The 18,748-nt window shown below is 60.0% G+C and carries 12 protein-coding genes; 3 read left to right on the top strand and 9 right to left on the bottom strand.

Annotated elements, in window-relative coordinates:
• Positions 1 to 26: 26 nt before the first annotated feature.
• From GOB85_RS05305 to GOB85_RS05280, 6 genes are all read right to left on the bottom strand, one after another.
• Positions 27 to 2,435, bottom strand: coding sequence for an EAL domain-containing protein (locus tag GOB85_RS05305; protein ID WP_173576541.1), 2,409 nt, complete (start codon positions 2,433 to 2,435; stop codon positions 27 to 29).
• 581 nt (positions 2,436 to 3,016) lie between these two features.
• Positions 3,017 to 5,377 carry a bifunctional diguanylate cyclase/phosphodiesterase gene (locus GOB85_RS05300; protein WP_173576542.1) on the bottom strand — a complete coding sequence of 787 codons (2,361 nt, stop codon included), beginning with the start codon at positions 5,375 to 5,377 and terminating at the stop codon, positions 3,017 to 3,019.
• Between the two features lie 301 nt (positions 5,378 to 5,678).
• Positions 5,679 to 6,614, bottom strand: coding sequence for an electron transfer flavoprotein subunit alpha/FixB family protein (locus GOB85_RS05295; RefSeq protein WP_173576543.1), 936 nt, complete (start codon positions 6,612 to 6,614; stop codon positions 5,679 to 5,681).
• Positions 6,615 to 6,616: 2 nt separating this feature from the next.
• The gene (locus GOB85_RS05290) at positions 6,617 to 7,366 is read right to left on the bottom strand and encodes an electron transfer flavoprotein subunit beta/FixA family protein (RefSeq protein WP_173576544.1); all 750 of its coding nucleotides are present in this window, start codon (positions 7,364 to 7,366) and stop codon (positions 6,617 to 6,619) included.
• Between the two features lie 110 nt (positions 7,367 to 7,476).
• On the bottom strand, positions 7,477 to 9,108 hold the full coding sequence (locus tag GOB85_RS05285; RefSeq protein WP_173576545.1) for an electron transfer flavoprotein-ubiquinone oxidoreductase: 1,632 nt from the start codon (positions 9,106 to 9,108) through the stop codon (positions 7,477 to 7,479).
• Between the two features lie 73 nt (positions 9,109 to 9,181).
• Positions 9,182 to 9,868 carry a 2OG-Fe(II) oxygenase gene (locus tag GOB85_RS05280; RefSeq protein WP_173576546.1) on the bottom strand — a complete coding sequence of 229 codons (687 nt, stop codon included), beginning with the start codon at positions 9,866 to 9,868 and terminating at the stop codon, positions 9,182 to 9,184.
• A 447-nt stretch (positions 9,869 to 10,315) separates the two neighbouring features.
• Here GOB85_RS05280 and GOB85_RS05275 point away from each other — a divergent pair, with 447 nt between their 5' ends.
• Entirely contained in the window at positions 10,316 to 11,431 is a 1,116-nt protein-coding gene (locus tag GOB85_RS05275) for an S-(hydroxymethyl)glutathione dehydrogenase/class III alcohol dehydrogenase (RefSeq protein ID WP_173576547.1), read from the top strand.
• Positions 11,432 to 11,559: 128 nt separating this feature from the next.
• Positions 11,560 to 12,492, top strand: a complete 933-nt coding sequence (locus GOB85_RS05270; RefSeq protein WP_173576548.1) for a transglycosylase SLT domain-containing protein — start codon at positions 11,560 to 11,562, stop codon at positions 12,490 to 12,492.
• A 154-nt stretch (positions 12,493 to 12,646) separates the two neighbouring features.
• Here GOB85_RS05270 and GOB85_RS05265 read toward each other — a convergent pair whose 3' ends face one another.
• Positions 12,647 to 13,129, bottom strand: coding sequence for a YaiI/YqxD family protein (locus GOB85_RS05265; protein ID WP_173576549.1), 483 nt, complete (start codon positions 13,127 to 13,129; stop codon positions 12,647 to 12,649).
• 87 nt (positions 13,130 to 13,216) lie between these two features.
• Between GOB85_RS05265 and mutL the strand changes: the two genes are divergently transcribed.
• Positions 13,217 to 15,067: a DNA mismatch repair endonuclease MutL gene (mutL, locus tag GOB85_RS05260; RefSeq protein WP_173576550.1), complete on the top strand. Its 1,851-nt coding sequence runs from the start codon at positions 13,217 to 13,219 to the stop codon at positions 15,065 to 15,067.
• A 249-nt stretch (positions 15,068 to 15,316) separates the two neighbouring features.
• On the opposite strand, the gene GOB85_RS05255 is transcribed toward mutL, so the two are convergent.
• On the bottom strand, positions 15,317 to 15,595 hold the full coding sequence (locus GOB85_RS05255; RefSeq protein WP_173576551.1) for a hypothetical protein: 279 nt from the start codon (positions 15,593 to 15,595) through the stop codon (positions 15,317 to 15,319).
• Between the two features lie 94 nt (positions 15,596 to 15,689).
• Positions 15,690 to 18,668, bottom strand: a complete 2,979-nt coding sequence (locus tag GOB85_RS05250) for an ATP-dependent DNA helicase (protein ID WP_173576552.1) — start codon at positions 18,666 to 18,668, stop codon at positions 15,690 to 15,692.
• Between the last annotated feature and the right edge of the window lie 80 nt (positions 18,669 to 18,748).

Genomic DNA, 18,748 nt, shown 5'->3' with positions numbered 1-18,748 from the left:
CAGCCGGAAGAGTGTGCGTCGATGCTTTACGTTCTGAGTATTTCGTGCATTTTTCGGCCTGTCTGTTTTTCTCCTGCCAGCAGCGATGCTTCTGTTTCGGGCATCGGACGGCCCAGCAGGAAGCCCTGCATTTCATCGCAGCCATGCCCCTTCAGCAATGAGAGCTGAGCGCCGGTTTCGATTCCTTCCGCAGTCACACGAAGCTTGAGTTTATGGCTCATGACAATAATCGATTCGACAATGGTCCATGCATTCGGGTCATTTGTGATCTTGTTGATAAACGTTCTGTCAACTTTTACTTTATCGAACGGGAAGTTATGGAGATAAGCAAGACTGGAATATCCTGTTCCGAAATCATCAAGCGCCACACGCACTCCGCGCTCACGCAGGCTGGTGACAAGCGCCAGTGCCTTCGCGGTATCTTCCATGAGAAGACTTTCGGTGACTTCCAGTTCAAGTCTCCAGGGTTCAAGTCCTGTTTCTTTTAGAACTGCACTGACTGTTTCCACAAGATCGACACGCTGGAACTGGGTCGGTGACAGATTGACCGCAATACTGATGTCAGAGCGCCAGGTTGATGCGACCTTGCAGGCCGTTCGCAAAACCCACTCGCCAAGAGGAACGATCAGTCCTGTTTCCTCAGCCAGCGGGATGAACCGGTCTGGTGGGATCATCCCTCTTTCCGGATGTGGCCAGCGGGCCAGCGCCTCAAAAGCTGTTAGTTTTCCAGAGCTGTCGAACAGGGGCTGATAATGAATCTTCAGTTCCCCACGGCTCAGGGCGCGACGCAGATCGAGCTCCAGGTCATGCCTTTCGCGCAGATCCGCATCCATTCCCGCCGCGAACTCGCAAACCTGTCCTTTGCCATGTAATTTTGCCTGATACATTGCGATATCAGACGATTTCAGAAGCATCTGTGCGGTGTCGCCGTCACGGGGGCTTACGGCAATACCGATACTCACGCCAACATAAGCATCGTGACCGCTTAGTTTAAACGGCTGCCAGAGACATGAAATCAGACGTTTCGCGAGTTTTACGGCATCATCTTTCGAACTGATATTACGGAGAATGATAACAAACTCATCACCACCCAGTCGCGCGAGATAATCCGAATCTCTCAGCTGCTTCTGAAACCGTGCGGCAACTTCTTTAAGAAGCAGATCTCCTGCATAATGTCCCAGTGTATCATTGACGGCTTTGAAACCATCCAGATCCAGACCGAGGACTGCTGACTCCGAGCCGGTCTGACGGGAGTTCTCGACGATCTGGGCAAGCACCATTTCCAGGCCGCGCCTGTTGGGCAGGGATGTGAGCGAATCATGCAATGCCAGATAGCGGATATGTTCTTCCGCTGCCTTGCGTTCCGTGATGTCGCGCACCGCGAGCACCGCTGCTGACTGCCCGTCAACGTAAGGCATGTCCCGGGACAGCACTTCCACCGGAATCCGTCGCATTCCCGGTCCGACCAGTTCAAGTTGTTCCGGTGCAAAAATATCCGACGAGCCGGCTTCTCTGCCGGACAGGGTCCGTTCAGAAGGTGGGCTGACAAACAGATCTGGCATTGCTCTGTGCTTGAGCGTTGTCAGGTCCAGACCAGTCATTTCCTGAATACGCTGATTGGCGTCAATGATTTCTGAGCCACGACAGATAAGCAGACCTTCAAACGTGCCATCCGCGAGGTGCCTGATGCGATCTCCCTCTTTCTGCTGAGCGACTGCAACACGGATATCAAGAAGCGATGCGATGCCAACAAGGAAGATAATCGCGATGAATTCTGACAGGGCGATGACACCAATCGGTGAAAACGACGCGCTGTCCGGTGTCTGGATGACTGTCATCCATTCACCAAAGGGCAGTACAGATCCCATTGATCCCAGAGGAAGGACCGTCAGTGTCAGGGCGAGCAGAATGCTGGCGAACAGTCGTGGGCGGATCGCGGCTAAACTGCCGAGTTCCCAGAATGCAAAACCACACAGCGTCGATCCAAGGACCATGATACTCAGAACTGCAGAAAGATCGTATGCCAGAACAAACGGTTTTACGATTGAAACCAGTATCGTGAACGCGGAAAACGACAACCCGAATGCCAGAACGCAGCCTGCCAGAATGACGGTTTTTATGGTTCGGCGCGGGCAAAGATAAAAATAGGCTGAGATACAGGCCGCAATGAACACAACAATGGCGGCGATCGCCGTCGTCACCAGCGGAATATGCCACAATAAATAAGGATAACTCGACCATAGCGTATCAAAAAACGATACGAGGTTGCCTGTTGTAATTGCGATTCCGAAAAGAACGATCTGTATGTTCGTTTTGAATCTGGTGGCTGCGAGACATTGTATAGCAAGCGTACCACAGAGGAACGCCAGCGCTGTCACCGTGAAATGTGACACCGCATGCTGCTCACTCAGGAGGAATGTAAACAGCCGCTCCATTCACCTTGTCTTTCACGTGCCAGCCAGGCGCGCTTAACACGCGCAGGAACACAGTTAAGCAGTCACATGTTAAGGAGGTGATAAAAGAGCATTCTCCAGAAACAGCCATACGGAATCTGGTGAAAAAGAAAGAATCTTTTCGACTGAAGATCGTGGAGAAAGACTATCCGCTACGTGAGACACTTCAAAAAATCTCAGAGTACCTGTCAATATCACTGATTTTTACAGGTCATCATATTCGGCGACTGTTTCATGCATTTTTCTGCCTGTAAGAATCCCTGCGGAGGGGTATGACCGGCCTGTGTTTTGAGTGCCTGAGCGGAGTGATTCATACAGACCACGAACATCGGGTCACAGGAAATACGCTTCGTATCAGGGAACTGTGAAACAGTCTGTTATCAATAAATTTATGATCTATGATAGTGTTTTCGACCAGAAAGCTGTCTGGAATCGGCATATTGATGTGGGTTGATATTAACAGACAGATTCAGGGAATGCTATTAACAAAAATTATGAGAAAATCAGTAAAAATCATTACTATTATATACAGTGATACTCATCAGAAATCTCCGTTCTGGTTTTTAAACAGCTTCTCTCAGAGATTCCAGCACGCTCTCAGAAGGGGCTTCTGCGATCTCCCGGCCAGGTCTTCCGATAAAGTATCCCTGCACCAGAGTGCAGCAGCGTTTTTCAAGATAGGCCAGTTGCTCTGATGTTTCGATTCCTTCAGCAACGATATCGATTCCCAGCCCTTTGCCGAGTGACAGAATCGCATCGACAATTGCGGCTGAATGAGGCTGCTGAAGCATATCCCGGATGAACGACCGGTCTATCTTCACTTTATCAAACTGGAAGTCACGAAGATAGCTCAGGCTTGAATAACCGGTGCCGAAATCATCCATAACGACGCCAGCCCCCAGATTCCGCAGACTACGAAGAATCTCCATATTCTGCCGCCCCTGCTGAAGCAATGTGTTTTCGGTAATCTCAATATCAAGTCTGGCAGGATCAAGACCTGCATCCCGAACGGCTGCGGTTATGACCGCAGGCAGATCAGACGTCGCAAATTGCAGTGGAGAAACATTGACCGATACACTCAGTCCGTTGCTCCAGCATGCGGCGTCGGCACAGGCGCGCCGGACCACCCATTCGCCCAGTTCCGCAATCAGGCCACATTCTTCCGCGACACCGATGAACTGATCCGGTGGAATCCGCCCTCGCTCCGGATGCTGCCAGCGAACCAGCGCCTCATATCCGGTAAGGCGATGAGTCCGTGTGCACATAATCGGCTGGTATTCGAGAAAGAACTCGTTTCGATCAAGAGCAAGGCGGATTTCCTGCTCCATCCGAAAACGGTCCTGAATCGAGGTGTCGAAATTATAATCATATTCCCGCACGCTACCTCGCCCCGCCTGCTTGGCAGCAAGCAGAGCGACACCCAGACGGTGAAGCAGGGCCTCGCCGTCCGGCGTATCGCGATCAGACACAGCAAATCCGACACTGACCGAAACAGGGACAGAATTGTTCCTGTCATCCAGCGGCATTTTAAGCTGCTGAGCCAGCTGCGCAGCGAAAGCTGACGGATCGCACCCATCGGCTGGAAATGCCACAGCGAACTCGTCACCTGCGATCCGCGCGGTGACCGCGCCTTCCGGAACCGCCCCTGAAATCCCCTGTGCGATGTGAGCGAGGACGGCGTCTCCCGCCGCGTGGCCACTCGTCTCGTTAATATTTTTGAAGCGGTCAACATCAATCAGAAAAGCAGCGATCCGTGGACTCCGGCCTTTCTGACGCAGAAAATCTGTCAGCTTTGAAACAAAATACGGACGATTACCGATCCCTGTCAGACTGTCCTGAAAGGAGATTGCCCGCAGAGCCGCCTCCGCCTCCTTGCGCGCCCTCAAATCGACGACGGCGAGGACTGTCCGGGTGCGACCTTTCCATGTCGCTTTACGCGCATAGATTTCAACCGGAACGGGCTGATCATCACCTGTTATCAGCCACACCTCCCGAGGCTTTTCTTCCGCGATCAGAGCTCTCAGAATATCGCCGGATACCAGTTCCGGCAGACAGACACCAAGCGAACCCGTTTCATAACGGGACCATGAGACCAGTTTCCGAAAAGCATCATTGGCGTCGATAATCTGTGCCCCGTCCGTTACAACAAGCCCCTCGATTGCGGCATCCGCAAAATTGCGGGCGCGCATGTTGTCATCACGCCGGTTCAGGCCGACGCGGTATTCAAAGCCAAGCCAGATGAGCGCGAGGATCAGAAACGTTGCTGTTCCGGCGGCGACCATACCGGCCAGCGAGACTGAACCGGCCTGCATTTCTTCCGCTGCCATATCATGCATGTGCGAACCGGGCGGCACGCCGATAAAATGCAGGCAGCAAACCCCGATGACCCAGGGGGCTGTGGCCAGCGCCCGCCAGGGGCCGTGCTGACGTCGGAGAAACAGGCAGCCGGCATAAAACAGGACAAATCCGAAAATCAGCGATGTGACGACGCGGGCGGCCGAAATATCAGGCAGCGCACCATCATCCATCGCACTGATGCCGATATAGTGCATTCCGCCGACAGCCATCATCATCAGAAACGCTGTTGAAGGTGAAAACGACCGGCCAGGCGTCTCTCTCTCGTTCCACCAGGCTCCGAAAAAGATGAGAAACGCCACGCCCGCCGACAGCACGGTCAGGCCTGGCGCATAGACTGCATCCATGGCCGAGTTCCGGCCGAGCATTGCCAGAAAATGAGTTGCCCATATGCCGTTTCCGGCAACGGCGGCGGCGAGAAGAAGCCGCTTTATCCTCGACGCCCCACGGACCATGGCCGCCCGGCAGACCATCCGGACAACGATCAGCATCGATGTCGCGCAGAGTGCCGCGGCACCGGCAATCATACCCGGATTATAATCATACAGATCGGGCAGGGCGTCGTACATTGAGGAATCATCCTGGTCTCGGGACGATTCAGCCTGCCCTGTATTTATCACTCAGCCGTTAACAGCCCGAACAGATTTTTGCTTCTGTCCGGTCGTCACGGTCATTTGCGACCAGAACCGTGATCCCTGAACGGAACGACGGGCACACAACATTTCATTGTGGATGACTATTCTGAAAAGCGTAAGTCCGGTGAGTAATCCTTTCCGGACGTGCCCATAAAAAACACTGCTTCCGGCCTGATTACCGGAAGCAGCGCATTCTCATAGTCTGATAGTATATCTTTAAAATCAGCAGTGATTTTCAGAGCGCGGCGGTCAGGGCGGGGACGATCTCGAAGAGATCGCCGACCAGGCTGTAATCCGCTACCTGAAGAATCGGGGCTTCCGCGTCTTTGTTGATCGCGACAATGACCTTGCTGTCCTTCATGCCGGCCAGATGCTGAATCGCGCCGGAGATACCGACTGCGATATAAAGCTCCGGCGCCACGATCTTGCCGGTCTGTCCGACCTGACTGTCATTGGGTGCGTAACCCGAGTCCACCGCCACGCGCGAGGCGCCGATTGCTGCTCCGAGTTTGTCCGCCAGCGGCTCAAGGTATTTGTGGAAGTTTTCAGCGCTTTGCAGGCCGCGACCACCCGAAACGATCACGCGGGCTGACTCGAGTTCCGGACGATCACTGACCGGCGTATGCGCCGAAACGAAGCGGGAGGTCTCGTCCGTCACCGTGACGGTGACAGCTTCGACGGGGGCCGAACCGCCTTCGGCCGGGGCCGGATCGAAGCTCGCGGCGCGGATTGTCAGGACTTTCTTTGCATCCGAGGATTTAACCGTCGCAAGGGCGTTGCCGGCATAGATCGGGCGGACAAACGTGTCGGCGTCCACGATGGCCATGACGTCAGGGATCGGCTGCACGTCAAGCAGGGCCGCGACACGGGGCATCACGTTCTTACCCGCGGCTGAAGAGGCCGCCAGAAGATGCGTGTAGTCGCCAGCCAGCGCCACGATCAGGTCCGCCAGAGGCTCGGCCAGTTCGTGAGCCAGAACATCGGCGCCGGCCTTCAGCACCCTGGCGACACCGGGCACTTTAGCCGCTGCCGTGGCGGCGGCGTCACTGGCTGCGGCATCGCCGGCGACGAGTGCATGTACGTCGCCCAGCTTCGTTGCGGCGGCGATCGCGGAACGGGAGGCCTGACGGACCTGACCGGCTTCGGTTTCGACAAAAACAAGAACGGTCATGATCAGATCACCCTGGCTTCGTTACGCAGCTTTTCGACCAGTTCGGCGACGGAACTGACGGTCACACCTGCTTTGCGGGTCGGCGGCTCGGAGACGGACACCGTTGTCAGACGTCGCGTCGTGTCCACACCGAGATCGGCGGCCTGCAGCGTCTCCATTGGCTTTTTCTTCGCCTTCATGATGTTGGGCAGCGACGCGTAGCGTGGTTCGTTCAGGCGCAGATCCGCCGTGACGATCGCGGGGAGTGCCAGCGAGACCGTCTCGGTGCCGCCGTCGATTTCGCGCGCGACGTCGACGCGGCCATCAGCCACCTCGACCTTGCTGGCGAATGTGCCCTGCGGCCATCCGAGCAGACCGGCCAGCATCTGACCTGTTGCGTTCATATCGTCATCAATCGCCTGCTTGCCCAGGAACACGAGTTCCGGCTTTTCACGCTCGACGAGGACTTTCAGGATCTTTGCAACGGTGAGGGGCTCCGGGCTCTCATCCGTGAGGACGAGGATGGCGCGGTCGGCTCCCATGGCGAGGGCTGTGCGCAGGGTGTCCTGCGCCTGCTGCACACCGATGGAGATGGCGATGACCTCTGTCGCGGCGCCTTTTTCACGCAGCCGCACGGCTTCTTCGACGGCGATTTCGTCGAAGGGATTCATCGACATTTTGAGGCCTGCCGTCTCAACACCGGTTCCGTCGGATCTGACCCGAACCTTGATGTTGTAATCGACGACACGTTTCACCGGGACGAGAATTTTCATGGTCTTCCTGCCTGTACCCGTTGGTGGTGGGAACGGGCGGGAGGGCAGTTCCACGCCCGGTTACCGTTCCACCGGAATTGATGGTTGCCTTAGCGTACCACGCCCGGAAATTACATCCCGGCCGGGTAATTCGGGCCGCCGCCTCCTTCCGGCGTCACCCAGTCGATGTTCTGCGCCGGATCCTTGATGTCGCATGTTTTGCAGTGCACGCAGTTCTGCGCGTTGATGACCAGGCGCGGATCGGTCGCCTCATCGGCCACCTCGTAGACACCTGCCGGGCAGTAACGGCTTTCCGGCGAGCGGAAGACGTCCCAGTTCACCGTTTTCCACAGCGGCATGTTCTCCACATGCAGATGCACCGGCTGATCTTCCTCGTGATTGGTGTTCGAGAGAAAGACCGAGGACAACCTGTCGAACGTCACCTTGCCATCGGGCTTCGGATAGCTGATCGGCTCTGACAGGGAGGCGGGACGGAGCGTCTCGTTGTCCGTATGGCGATAATGCAGTGTCCAGGGCGCGCGGCCCCGGAGGATCATGGCGTCGATGCCGGCGTATAGCGCGCCGGCTTTCATGCCCCATTTTGCGAAGGCGGGGCGGACGTTGCGGGCGGATTTCAGTTCTTCGTACAGCCAGGAATTGCGGACCCGCTGCGTGAAGGAGCCGGGTTCGACACGACTGGTAGCCAGTGCTTCCACCACGGCCTCGGCGGCGAGCATGCCGGACTTCATGGCCGTATGGGTGCCCTTGATCTTCGGCGTGTTCAGGAATCCGGCGGAATCGCCGATCAGGGCGCCGCCGGGGAAGGTCAGGCGCGGAATTGACTGAAGGCCGCCTTCCGAGAGAGCTCTGGCGCCATAGATCAGGCGGCGGCCGCCTTCGAAATGCGGGCGGAAGACCGGGTGCAGCTTGGTGCGCTGCATTTCGTCGAACGGGGACAGCCAGGTGTTTTCGTAATCGAGGCCGGTGACGAAGCCGTAGGAAACGAGGTTTTCGCCGAAATGGTAGAGCCAGGCGCCGCCATAGGTGCGGTCGTCCAGCGGCCAGCCGAAGCTGTGGACCACGAGGCCGGGGCGGTGATTTTCTGGTGGGATTTCCCAGACTTCCTTGACGCCGAGGCCGTAGGTCTGCGGATCGACACCTTTACGGAGGTCATAATGCGCCATGACGCGTTTGGTGAGGGAACCGCGGCAGCCTTCGGCGAACAGGGTGTATTTCCCTCGCAATTCCATGCCGGGGGCGTAATTCGGTCCGTGTTCGCCTTCGCGGGTGATGCCCATGTCGCCGGTAGCGACTCCGACGACGCGGTTGTTTTCGATCAGGACTTCGGCGCCGGCGAAACCGGGGTAGATTTCAACGCCCATGTCCTCGGCCTTTGCGGCCAGCCAGCGGCAGACCTCACCGAGGCTGACGACGTAATTGCCGTGATTGGCGAGGTGGGGCATCACGCGGTCGAGGGCGGGGATGCGATGCCCCTTTGTTTCGGTGAGGAAGTACATTTCCTCTTCCGAGACCGGTGTTCTGATCGGGGAGTCCTGATTACGCCAGTCAGGCAGCAGTTCGTCGAGCGCGCGCGGCTCGATCACGGCGCCTGATACGATATGGGCACCGATTTCGCTGCCTTTTTCGATCAGACAGACGGTTGCCTCGGGAGCCAGCTGCCGCAGTCTGATCGCTGCGGCCAGACCAGCCGGGCCACCTCCCACGATGACGACATCAAAATCCATCGCCTCGCGTTCGCTCATAACACTTGCTCTCCGTAAACAGTCTTGTGTGAGGGAAGAAGGAAACCGCCGGGAGGCGGGTGATCCGGCACGATCAGATCGCAGGCCCGAACGCCAGTTCGTGCGTCGCACGCCAGCTTGAGTCGACGAAATTCACAATCAGGCCCCGTCGCAGCCCTTCGATCGGGCGCGGGGCAAATCCATGCCATGTGTCATCACCAGGCACGAACAATGTTCCTGTGTTGAAGCGGCCCGAGCTGCGGACGACCGACTCGCCCGCCGCGTTCATCAGATCCGTTCCCCATTGCTCTGCTTCCGGGTGAACGGAGAGCGGAATCAGGAGCGTCAGTTTCTTTGCACCGATGTCGGTATGGGGCTCCAGCCAGAACCCGTCGGTGTCCAGGCTGAGTTCCAGACGCAGAGCCGTGTGGTCCAGGGATGTGCCGCACAGAGAGGTGATCGCGGCGCGGGCTTCCGGGCTGTCGAACATCCGCGCCATCACGTCGAGCCGCGCATCGCGTGCCCGCGCTCCCGGCTCCACGAAGACCCGTGCGCCGTTGCGTGTCTCACGCCGGCCGCCAGTATCGCCAGCCACCGATCCTTCGGCGGGCTGCCAGGCAACGAGAGCCTCACATGCTTCGGCGGGAATCACGTTTTCCAGGGTCCAGTGACGAAACGGAATATCCGACTCAAGGGACGTTGCCACTGTCGTGCGGAAGGCCCCGATCGCGGCGGCGCAGGCATCGGTGTCACATGAGCGGGTCTGCGTGGTCTGCATCATCTCGTCATCCTTCCCGGCCGGCAACGTGATACGGGCATGGGGTCATCTGGTCGGGGCCCGGCATTTTGCGCGGGCAGTCTGCCCGCGCATCTTATTATTGTAAGAGGCTGTTTCAAAAGCTTTTCCGCTGAGCGAGAGCGCCCGTGAGGGGCGCGGCCGGCGTGTGTTTTGGAGCACAGAAGCGAACCGGGCGGCCGGCCCATGAGCTTCGGAGCGCAGAAAACGCGCGTCGGATCGCCAGCAGAGAAGCTTTTGAAACAGCCTCTGACCGGTTGTCCGCAGACATGAATGCTCGTCGTAGCAAATCGTCTTATGAAAGGCGAGGCGTCTTTCCCCATGGGGCAACAACGCACGCAGCATACTGTGCGTTCATGTCACATCCGGTCTAATATCCGAAAAACATTGATTCTCGCCTGCCCGGCAGGTGAGCACCTGGGGAGTCAGATCATGGATGTGAGAGCAGCGGTCGCGTTTGAAGCCGGCAGACCTCTTGAGATTGAGACGGTTCAGCTTGAAGGCCCGCACGAGGGTGAAGTCCTTGTGGAGATCATGGCGACTGGCCTGTGCCACACCGACAAATACACGCTGTCAGGGGCCGATCCTGAGGGGCTGTTTCCGGCCATTCTGGGCCATGAGGGCGCTGGTATTGTCCGCGAGGTTGGCAAGGGCGTGAAGCATCTGAAGCCTGGCGATCATGTGATCCCGCTCTACACGCCGGAATGTCGCGAGTGTAAGTCGTGTCTGTCGCGCAAGACCAATCTCTGTACGGCGATCCGCTCCACGCAGGGCAAGGGGCTGATGCCGGACGGCACGTCGCGCTTCTCGTTTAAGGGTCAGCCAATCCACCATTATATGGGCTGTTCGACCTTCGCGAATTTCACCGTTCTGCCGGAGATCGCGCTGGCGAAGATCCGAGAGGACGCGCCGTTCGACAAGGTTTGCTACATTGGCTGCGGCGTCACGACCGGGATTGGCGCGGTGCTGTTTACCGCGAAGGTGGAGACGGGGTCTTCCGTTGTTGTCTTCGGCCTTGGCGGCATCGGGCTGAATGTGATTCAGGGCGCGAAGATGGTCGGGGCTGATCAGATTATCGGTGTGGACATCAACCCCGAACGTGAGGCGATCGCGCGCAAATTCGGGATGACCGATTTCGTCAATCCGAAAGAGCTGGGGCCGGACGGGGATCTGGTCGGGCATATTATCGAACTTACGGGCGGTGGCGCGGATTACACGTTCGAGTGCATCGGCAACACGACGCTGATGCGACAGGCGCTTGAGTGCGCGCATCGCGGCTGGGGTGTTTCCACGATTATCGGTGTGGCGTCGGCGGGGCAGGAGATCAGCACGCGACCTTTCCAGCTTGTCACCGGGCGTCGCTGGATCGGGTCAGCATTCGGGGGGGCGCGCGGTCGCACGGACGTTCCGAAGATTGTTGACTGGTATATGGAGCACAAGATCAACATTGACGATCTCATCACCCATAAACTGCCGCTGGAGCGGATCAATGAGGGCTTCGACATGATGGCGAAAGGCGAGAGTATCCGGACGGTTGTTGAATACTGAAGCTTCCGGTTTTCTCAGGGGCTGGCAGCAGTGTGATGACCGGCCTTTGTTTCTGTTTCGTTCAGTGCCGGAAGGATCGTGCCCGGCATAACCTCTGATTAACAGAATCGGGCCATAGTGAGCCCGTGATGCGTCGCGTTTTTTCCTCCCTGCTGACGGTTCTGGCTTTTGTGACCGGAACACGGGCAGTCGCTTTTCCGCTCGCCATGGTGCCGCAGCCGGTTTCCGGGGCGGATGTTTCTGTGGATGCGGCGTCTGCGGATCAGACTGGCGCGGCGATCATCCGGAGAAATTTCATTTCACCGGGAGATGCCGGGCTCTGCGCGCAGGCGGCCCTCTCGGCGGAGCGCAGCACCCGCATTCCCGATCAGTTTCTTGTTGCGATGGGGCGTGTTGAGAGCGGCCGCCACCTTCCGAATGGTCAGTTCGTTGCCTGGCCCTGGACGGTCAACGCGCAGGGCAAGGGGTATGTTTACAGCACGAGGCAGCAGGCCATCGATGCCGTTCACGCGTTTCAGGACCAGGGCATCCGCTCGATTGATGTCGGTTGTCTGCAGGTCAATCTTTTGCAGCACGCCGACGCATTTTCTTCGCTGGAAGCGGCTTTCGATCCCATGACCAATGCGCGTTATGCGGCCCGTTTTCTTGCTGATCTGTTTACTCGCACCGGAAGCTGGCCCCGCGCGGCGGCGGCGTATCATTCTTTCACGCCGGACATCGGGACAGTTTATCAGTGGAAAGTGCTGGAATCGTGGGCAATGCCCGCCGATGCGTCTTCCGGGTCAGTGTCGGTTCCACGGTTTTCGGGTGGCGGGCGTCCGGTGCCTCCGGTGCCACACACATCGCAGCCGGTCGTGGCCTATGCCACAAAGACCGGCAACAGCAACCTGGCCATGTCTCAGGCGCCGGCGCAGAGCACGTTTCACCCCGCTATTCATGGCTATAATCCCCCGCCATCCCGGCCTGCCATCACGGGAGGATCGGGCCGGACGCTGGCCTCCTATCGGGCCAGCCCTGTTCACATGATCCGCCAGACGATGATGATCCCGGCGCGTTTCTAGGGGCGCCCGGACCAGTTACTTGTGAGACCGCGAGAGCGCTGCCCGGACACCCGGCAAAGGCTCTGTCAGCGTTACGTGATGTGCTGTGATTTTTCAAAGAGCTGGCAGAAGACCGGGCTCCGCCCGAACCCTGAAGGGGCCGCAAGTCCGGGTATCAGTTCCGGCCCGGGTGCAGCCGTTTCAGCAGGCTCTGCTTCCGGACGCGGACAATCAGCGTGTCAAGCGCCGAGAGAAAGCGGGAGCGGTCGGCTTTTGTGAAGGATGGACCACCCGGTGTCATGACGCCGGCGGACCGGAGATCGGTCATCAGATCGCGCATCGCCAGCGCCATGCCGATAGCGTCTCCGTCGAGATGTCGTCCTTTAGGGTCAAGCACGTCGGCCTTGCCGGCCACACAACGTGACGCCAGCGGAATGTCGGATGTGATCACGACATCACCGGCGCCGGCGTGCTCTGCGATCCAGTCATCCGCGCAGTCCGGTCCGGCTTCGACGATCACCCGTTCGATGACGGGGCTTTGCGGCACTGCGATCATGCGGTTGGAGACGACCGCGACGGAAAGGCCGTAGCGGGCCGCCACACGATACACCTCGTCCTTTACCGGGCAGGCGTCAGCATCAATAAAAATCCTCATCATGGTCCTTTCCTGCCGCAGGGAACCTTCCGGGGTAAAGAGCCGGATGCACTCCTTTCCTGGCGGACAAACTGCTAAAGTGGGCTTTCCATGACCGATATGCCTGCTCCCCACTCCGTTCTGCGTCGTCTCACGGACGACGTCATCAACCGTATCGCCGCCGGCGAGGTCATTGAGCGTCCGGCGGCGGCGCTCAAGGAACTGGTCGAAAACGCCATTGATGCCCGGGCGCGACGCATCCGGATCGCTATTGTGAACGGAGGCGCGGACCGGATTGTCGTCACCGATGACGGTGTTGGCATGACGCCGGACGAGCTGGAGCTTGCCGTCCAGCGTCACTGCACCTCGAAGCTGACGGACGAGACGCTGGTGCGGATTTCCAGCCTCGGTTTTCGTGGTGAGGCCTTGCCGTCGATCGGCGCCGCTGCCCGGCTGACCATCACGTCACGCAAAGCCGACAGTGACTGTGCCTGGCGCATCCATGTCGCAGGGGGGCTTGTTTCGCCACCCGAACCCTGTGCGGGCGAACCTGGCACGAGTCTCCTTGTCGAAGACATGTTCTTCGCCACGCCCGCGCGGCGGAAGTTTCTGAAAAGCGCGCGCGTTGAAGGCACGCATGCGGAAAGCGCCGTCCGGCGTCTGGCTCTTGCCGCGCCGGATGTCGCTTTTTTCATGGAGCTCGACGGGCGGACTGTGATCGACCGGCCTGCCGAGACACCGGAAGCCCGCGCCGCCGCTCTTCTCGGCGTGGCGGACGCAGACGGTCTTCTGGCGCTCGACGGGGAGCGAGGCGACATGCGCCTGACCGGGTTTGCGTGCAGCCCGTCCGTGCACCGGCCCACGGCGGCGGGTCAGTTCATGCTGGTCAATGGCCGTGCGGTGGTCGATCCGCTGCTGCGGACCGCGATCCGGGTTGCGTATCGCCGCGTCATTGAGGTGGGGCGGCATCCTGTCGCGGTGCTCAGTCTCTCGCTGCCTTATGACCAGGTCGATGTGAACGTGCATCCGGCCAAAACGGAACTGCGGTTTGCCGACGAAGCGGGCGTGCGGTCTCTCGTCATTGGCACGCTGACCCGCGCTCTGGGGCTGGGCGCCGGCGCGGTTGGTGTGCGTCCGGGATTCACACCATCCCGGGGCGCCAGGATCTTCTATCCGGCGGAGGAAGCACCGCAGCGGGACGGTTTCGCGGAGCCCGGCCTGGCCCTCGGCTCGGTGCCCGCGGCGCGCAGTTTCGCGTCTCCCGCGACACTCATGGCGGCACCTGCCGGGACTGCTTCCGCGCCACCTCCGGTGAGTGCGGATGACATCTCACCTCTGGCGGCCAGTCAGACTCCGGGCACTGAATACCCGCTTGGCGCGCCGGTCGCGCAGATTCTGGAGACCTACATCATCGCGGTCACCAGCGATGAAAATATGATTCTTGTAGATCAGCATGCCGCTCATGAACGTCTGACGCATGAGGATCTCAGGGAGCAGTTTCTGTCGGGCACCATTCAGGCGCAGCGACTTCTGGTTCCGGATGTTGTTGAACTGTCCGGCAGTCAGGCGGATCTTCTGGTTTCACGGGCTTCCGCGCTGTCAAAACTGGGAATCGACATTGAAGCGTTCGGTCCTGGCGCTGTGCTTGTGCGGTCCCTGCCCGGCCTGCTCGGGAATGTCTCTGCCGTCGCGCTGCTGCGTGATCTGGCAGAAGAACTGGATGCCGACGAGCTGGCGGCGATTGATGAGACGCCTGCTCTGGATGCCCGGCTCGATGCGGTGATTGCCCGCATGGCGTGCCACGGCAGCATCCGGGCCGGCCGCAAATTGTCGCTGGCTGAAATGAACGCTCTGCTTCGCCGTATGGAAGCCACGCCCCGGGCCGGTACCTGCTCACATGGGCGCCCCACCTGGGTGCGGATGACGCGCAACGATCTGGAGCTTCTGTTCCGCAGGCGTTAAAATCGTTCGATCACGTCAGGATATGTTTCAGGGGCTGCGTCAAACGCCACTGTATATCGTTAGGTGTTGGTACCTTCCCGTGGCTTTCCCCTGGAATGCACCAAAGGTCGCAGATCTTTCGAAACCGTTTTATCGTAAATAAATCGGGGTGCAGGGACCTGCGGTTCCTGCCGGGTTCGGGCAGAGCCCGGATTCTGCTAACCCTTTGAAAAAATACTTACCGCGAACGGAGCTTTTTGAAACGGTCTCTTAAAGAGCGGAACACCACTGGCGCGGCAGGCTCTCCCGGACGACAGCCCGGGCGTGCAGTTCCAGATCAAGAACGAATTTCAGAACCGTGGCCGAGAGACGGATCATGTCCTCGGTTGTCTGGTCTTCTTCCGACAGATTGCTGGCGCATTGCTGCGCCCAGGCGAGGATGACGGGATCGGTCGATGCGAAACGGGAGACAGACGCCCGCAGCGCGGCCAGTTCGGCGGTGTCGGGCTGCCGCACGTCACTCTCCGGGTGGTGATCCTGAAACTCCATTGCCGCATCAAATCCTTATGGACATCCTTTCGATGCCACGGAGTGTTACAGGGAAGTTTTAGCATCAGGTTAAGCGGGGACCGGGGCTGTGCCCTCACTGACCCTGCGCATCAAAAAACGCCCGGATTTCCGCGGCGGCGGCGGCGATTCCCATTCGGCGCGGGGCCACACCGTCCGGAAAGGCGCCGAGCAGACGGGATGGCGTCCGCCTGTCCAGCAGCACGAAGACACCACGGTCATCGCGCGCCCGGATCAGCCGCCCGAAAGCCTGCCGGAGGCGGAGCCGGGCGATTCTGTCGTCATAGAGGCCCGGCGCGCCCTGTGAGAGATGCAGTCGCCGCTCCCTGTGCAGGATATCCGGGCGTGGCCACGGGACACGCTCGAAGGCCACCAGACGCAGTGCCCGCCCCGGCACATCCACGCCATCCCGCATGGCGTCTGTTCCGAGCAGGCAGGAATCCGTTTCGGTGCGAAAGACATCGACCAGGGTTGTGTTGTCCATCGCATCGACGTGCTGGGCGTAGAGCGGGATGCCGTCTTCTTCCAGCGGCGCCGCGATTCTGCGGTGCACGCCGCGCAGCCGCTCGATGGCCGTAAACAATCCCAGACCGCCGCCACCGGATGCCAGAAACAGCGTGCGGTACGCTGCCGCCAGGGCATCGAGATTGTCGTGCGCGACGTCGTTTATGATGAACACCCGTGTCTGCGACGCATAGTCGAACGGACTGGCCAGCGCGGCGCGGAGCGCGGGCATCGGCAGATGATTCGCGCCCACGCGCGCTTCCGCCGCCTCCCACACCCGTTCTGCTTCGCCTTCCTGGATGGATCCCGTCTCATCGCGAAGCGTTGCGGAGGTGATCAGGAGTCCGTGAGCGGGGGCTGCGAGGATGGCGGCGAATGGAATTGTCGGGTCCAGCCAGTGCTGATGCAGCCCGACATCCTGCTCGCCCCGACGCTGTCCTTCCCGGGATTCCGTGCGGATGAAGCGGATAAATTGCGGTGTGATGTCGCCATTCTGTGGTTCGGAGACGGTTGCCAGCATGGCCGCCCAGCCATCGATGCGCGACAGGGCCCGGCGGCGGAGGGCGCGGATCATCGCCTCGATCCGTCCGCGTGATGTTGAGTCGAGCGTGTCGGTCTCATCGCGCAGCCGCTCTTCAAGGCGCGTGACCAGCGTCCGCAGCGGCTCGGAAATCCGCCCCAGGGCACGGGCGAGCGTGACAGCGGCCTCTCCAAGGCCGGGGATCAGTGGATAGAGATCACACTCTTTGTTTCCCCGCCGCTCGCGCCCGGTGCCGGGTGTGCGGGCCTGAACCTGCTCACGCAGCAGGCGGAGAAAGGCTTCGGTCGGGTTGATGGTTACCGGCTCCGGGATGGTTTCCTGCACGGGCAGCAGGAGCGCGGGCATCAGGGTCATCATGGAAGGCGCATCGTCTGCCGGCGGCTCGTCGTCTTCATCTGGCCGGAGTCGCGCGGACCAGCCGGGGGCCGGGAGAGCCTTCGCGGCCAGGAGAGCGGCATCGAGCGGAGTTTCCAGACGCGGGATTCCCACGACCAGATCGTCGAGGCGTCGCTTCAGGCCCCGCGCACGGGAGCGACTGCCTTCGGCTCCGAGCAGCCAGCGTCGCAGTTCCGCTGCCTCCAGCCCGGACAGTTCCAGCGCAAACGCGCCATCGGCCGCGTCGGCGAGATGATGTCCCTCATCGAAAACATAACGTGTCGGAAGGCCATCCTCGTCCGGCACAGCTTCGCCCTCAGGCGGGGTGCTGCCATCCGGGTCGCCCCGCTCCACGGCATGCACACCCTGCACCTGCGCCCAGGCGGCCTGCGACATCACGAGCGCATGATTGGCAATGACAAGATCGGCTTCCTGTGCCCGCCGGATCGAGTGTTCGACGAAACAACGCTGATAATGCGGGCAGGCGCCGTGGATACACTCTCCTCTGCGATCCGCCACGGCGGAGACGACGCCATGACCGAACACCTCACCAAACCAGCCAGGCAGATCGCCGCCGAACAGATCGCCCTCGGCGGATGTCACGCCCCAGCGCGCCAGCAGGGAAAGGGCGATCACCGCCGCGTTGCCGCGCGTGGGCGCGACATTCACGGCTTCTTCCATATTCAGCAGGCAGAGGTAATTTTCGCGGCCTTTGCGAACGACAACGTGGCGCCTGCGTACGGCCGGGTCAGCATGCAGACGCGCGGTTTCTGCTTCGATCTGACGCTGAAGATGCCTTGTATAGGTGCTGATCCAGACCGCGCCGCCATTGCGTTCGGCCCAGACGCTTGCGGGGGCGATATACCCCAGTGTCTTGCCGGTACCTGTTCCTGCTTCGGCCAGCACGACCTGTGGCAGACCGGGACTTTCCCGTGGCGCGAAGGCGGCAGTCGCCACATCGGCGAAATCGGCCTGACCGACACGACTTTCGGCCTGAGGTCCGAGCAGTGACGTGAGACGCGCCCGCGCTTCGGCGGGGGTTACGGGTTTTGATCCGGGCGGCGGGCGGCGGGCGGTTTCCTCCCATTTCGGCAGGTTGCGCCATATTCGCAAAGCGTCGCCGGGCTGCATGACCTCGACGGGAAGCGGGGCGCTGACGCCGAGTGTATCCGTGACCGCCTGGCCCCAGATCCATCCTGCTTTCGCGAGACGCACCGCCAGAGCGCCGACCAGTTCCTGCGCCTCCGTGCCTTTGACCTGTCGCAGATCGGCGAGCAGCCGCGCGGCCAGGCGCGGCAGCAGATCCGCCTCAATGCGCCGGTCCGCGACATCTCCGACATCCAGCGCGAGGGCCAGACCGCGTGGTGTGGGGGCCACGGGCCTTGCCGGATGGACAAAGGCGAACAGCTCAAGCAGATCAAACCATGGGGAGGGCTGGCCGGGCGCTGACAGGCCCAGCATCCTCGCCGTTGCGGGAGCGTGAACGACAAGGGGCGCCCCTGCCCGTTCAGCAAATCGTCGCGCCGCGTCCCTGTCGAGCGACAGCAACTCTCCGTCCTGTGTCATGCAGGAGAAAAAACCGTGGCCGGCGACAAGAGCCGGAGCATCGTGAGGAGAGGGTGTAACCGGGGACATTCACCCGGAGTTTAGACGAAGATTGTCTCGCCGCAATCAGCCGGAGGCATCCAGGTCCGACCGGGTTTCATCTGTGAACG

Source organism: Acetobacter fallax (assembly GCF_011516735.1).
Taxonomy (GTDB): Bacteria; Pseudomonadota; Alphaproteobacteria; order Acetobacterales; family Acetobacteraceae; genus Acetobacter; species Acetobacter fallax.
This window is presented reverse-complemented; position numbering and strand designations above follow the sequence as displayed.

What these genes read in the sequence shown, in the direction of transcription:
- GOB85_RS05305 (WP_173576541.1), bottom strand. Translation starts at nt 2,435, where the DNA reads ATGGAGCGGCTGTTTACATTCCTCCTGAGTGAGCAGCATGCGGTGTCA.
- GOB85_RS05300 (WP_173576542.1), bottom strand. Translation starts at nt 5,377, where the DNA reads ATGTACGACGCCCTGCCCGATCTGTATGATTATAATCCGGGTATGATT.
- GOB85_RS05295 (WP_173576543.1), bottom strand. Translation starts at nt 6,614, where the DNA reads ATGACCGTTCTTGTTTTTGTCGAAACCGAAGCCGGTCAGGTCCGTCAG.
- GOB85_RS05290 (WP_173576544.1), bottom strand. Translation starts at nt 7,366, where the DNA reads ATGAAAATTCTCGTCCCGGTGAAACGTGTCGTCGATTACAACATCAAG.
- GOB85_RS05285 (WP_173576545.1), bottom strand. Translation starts at nt 9,108, where the DNA reads ATGAGCGAACGCGAGGCGATGGATTTTGATGTCGTCATCGTGGGAGGT.
- GOB85_RS05280 (WP_173576546.1), bottom strand. Translation starts at nt 9,868, where the DNA reads ATGATGCAGACCACGCAGACCCGCTCATGTGACACCGATGCCTGCGCC.
- GOB85_RS05275 (WP_173576547.1), top strand. Translation starts at nt 10,316, where the DNA reads ATGGATGTGAGAGCAGCGGTCGCGTTTGAAGCCGGCAGACCTCTTGAG.
- GOB85_RS05270 (WP_173576548.1), top strand. Translation starts at nt 11,560, where the DNA reads ATGCGTCGCGTTTTTTCCTCCCTGCTGACGGTTCTGGCTTTTGTGACC.
- GOB85_RS05265 (WP_173576549.1), bottom strand. Translation starts at nt 13,129, where the DNA reads ATGATGAGGATTTTTATTGATGCTGACGCCTGCCCGGTAAAGGACGAG.
- mutL (WP_173576550.1), top strand. Translation starts at nt 13,217, where the DNA reads ATGACCGATATGCCTGCTCCCCACTCCGTTCTGCGTCGTCTCACGGAC.
- GOB85_RS05255 (WP_173576551.1), bottom strand. Translation starts at nt 15,595, where the DNA reads ATGGAGTTTCAGGATCACCACCCGGAGAGTGACGTGCGGCAGCCCGAC.
- GOB85_RS05250 (WP_173576552.1), bottom strand. Translation starts at nt 18,668, where the DNA reads ATGTCCCCGGTTACACCCTCTCCTCACGATGCTCCGGCTCTTGTCGCC.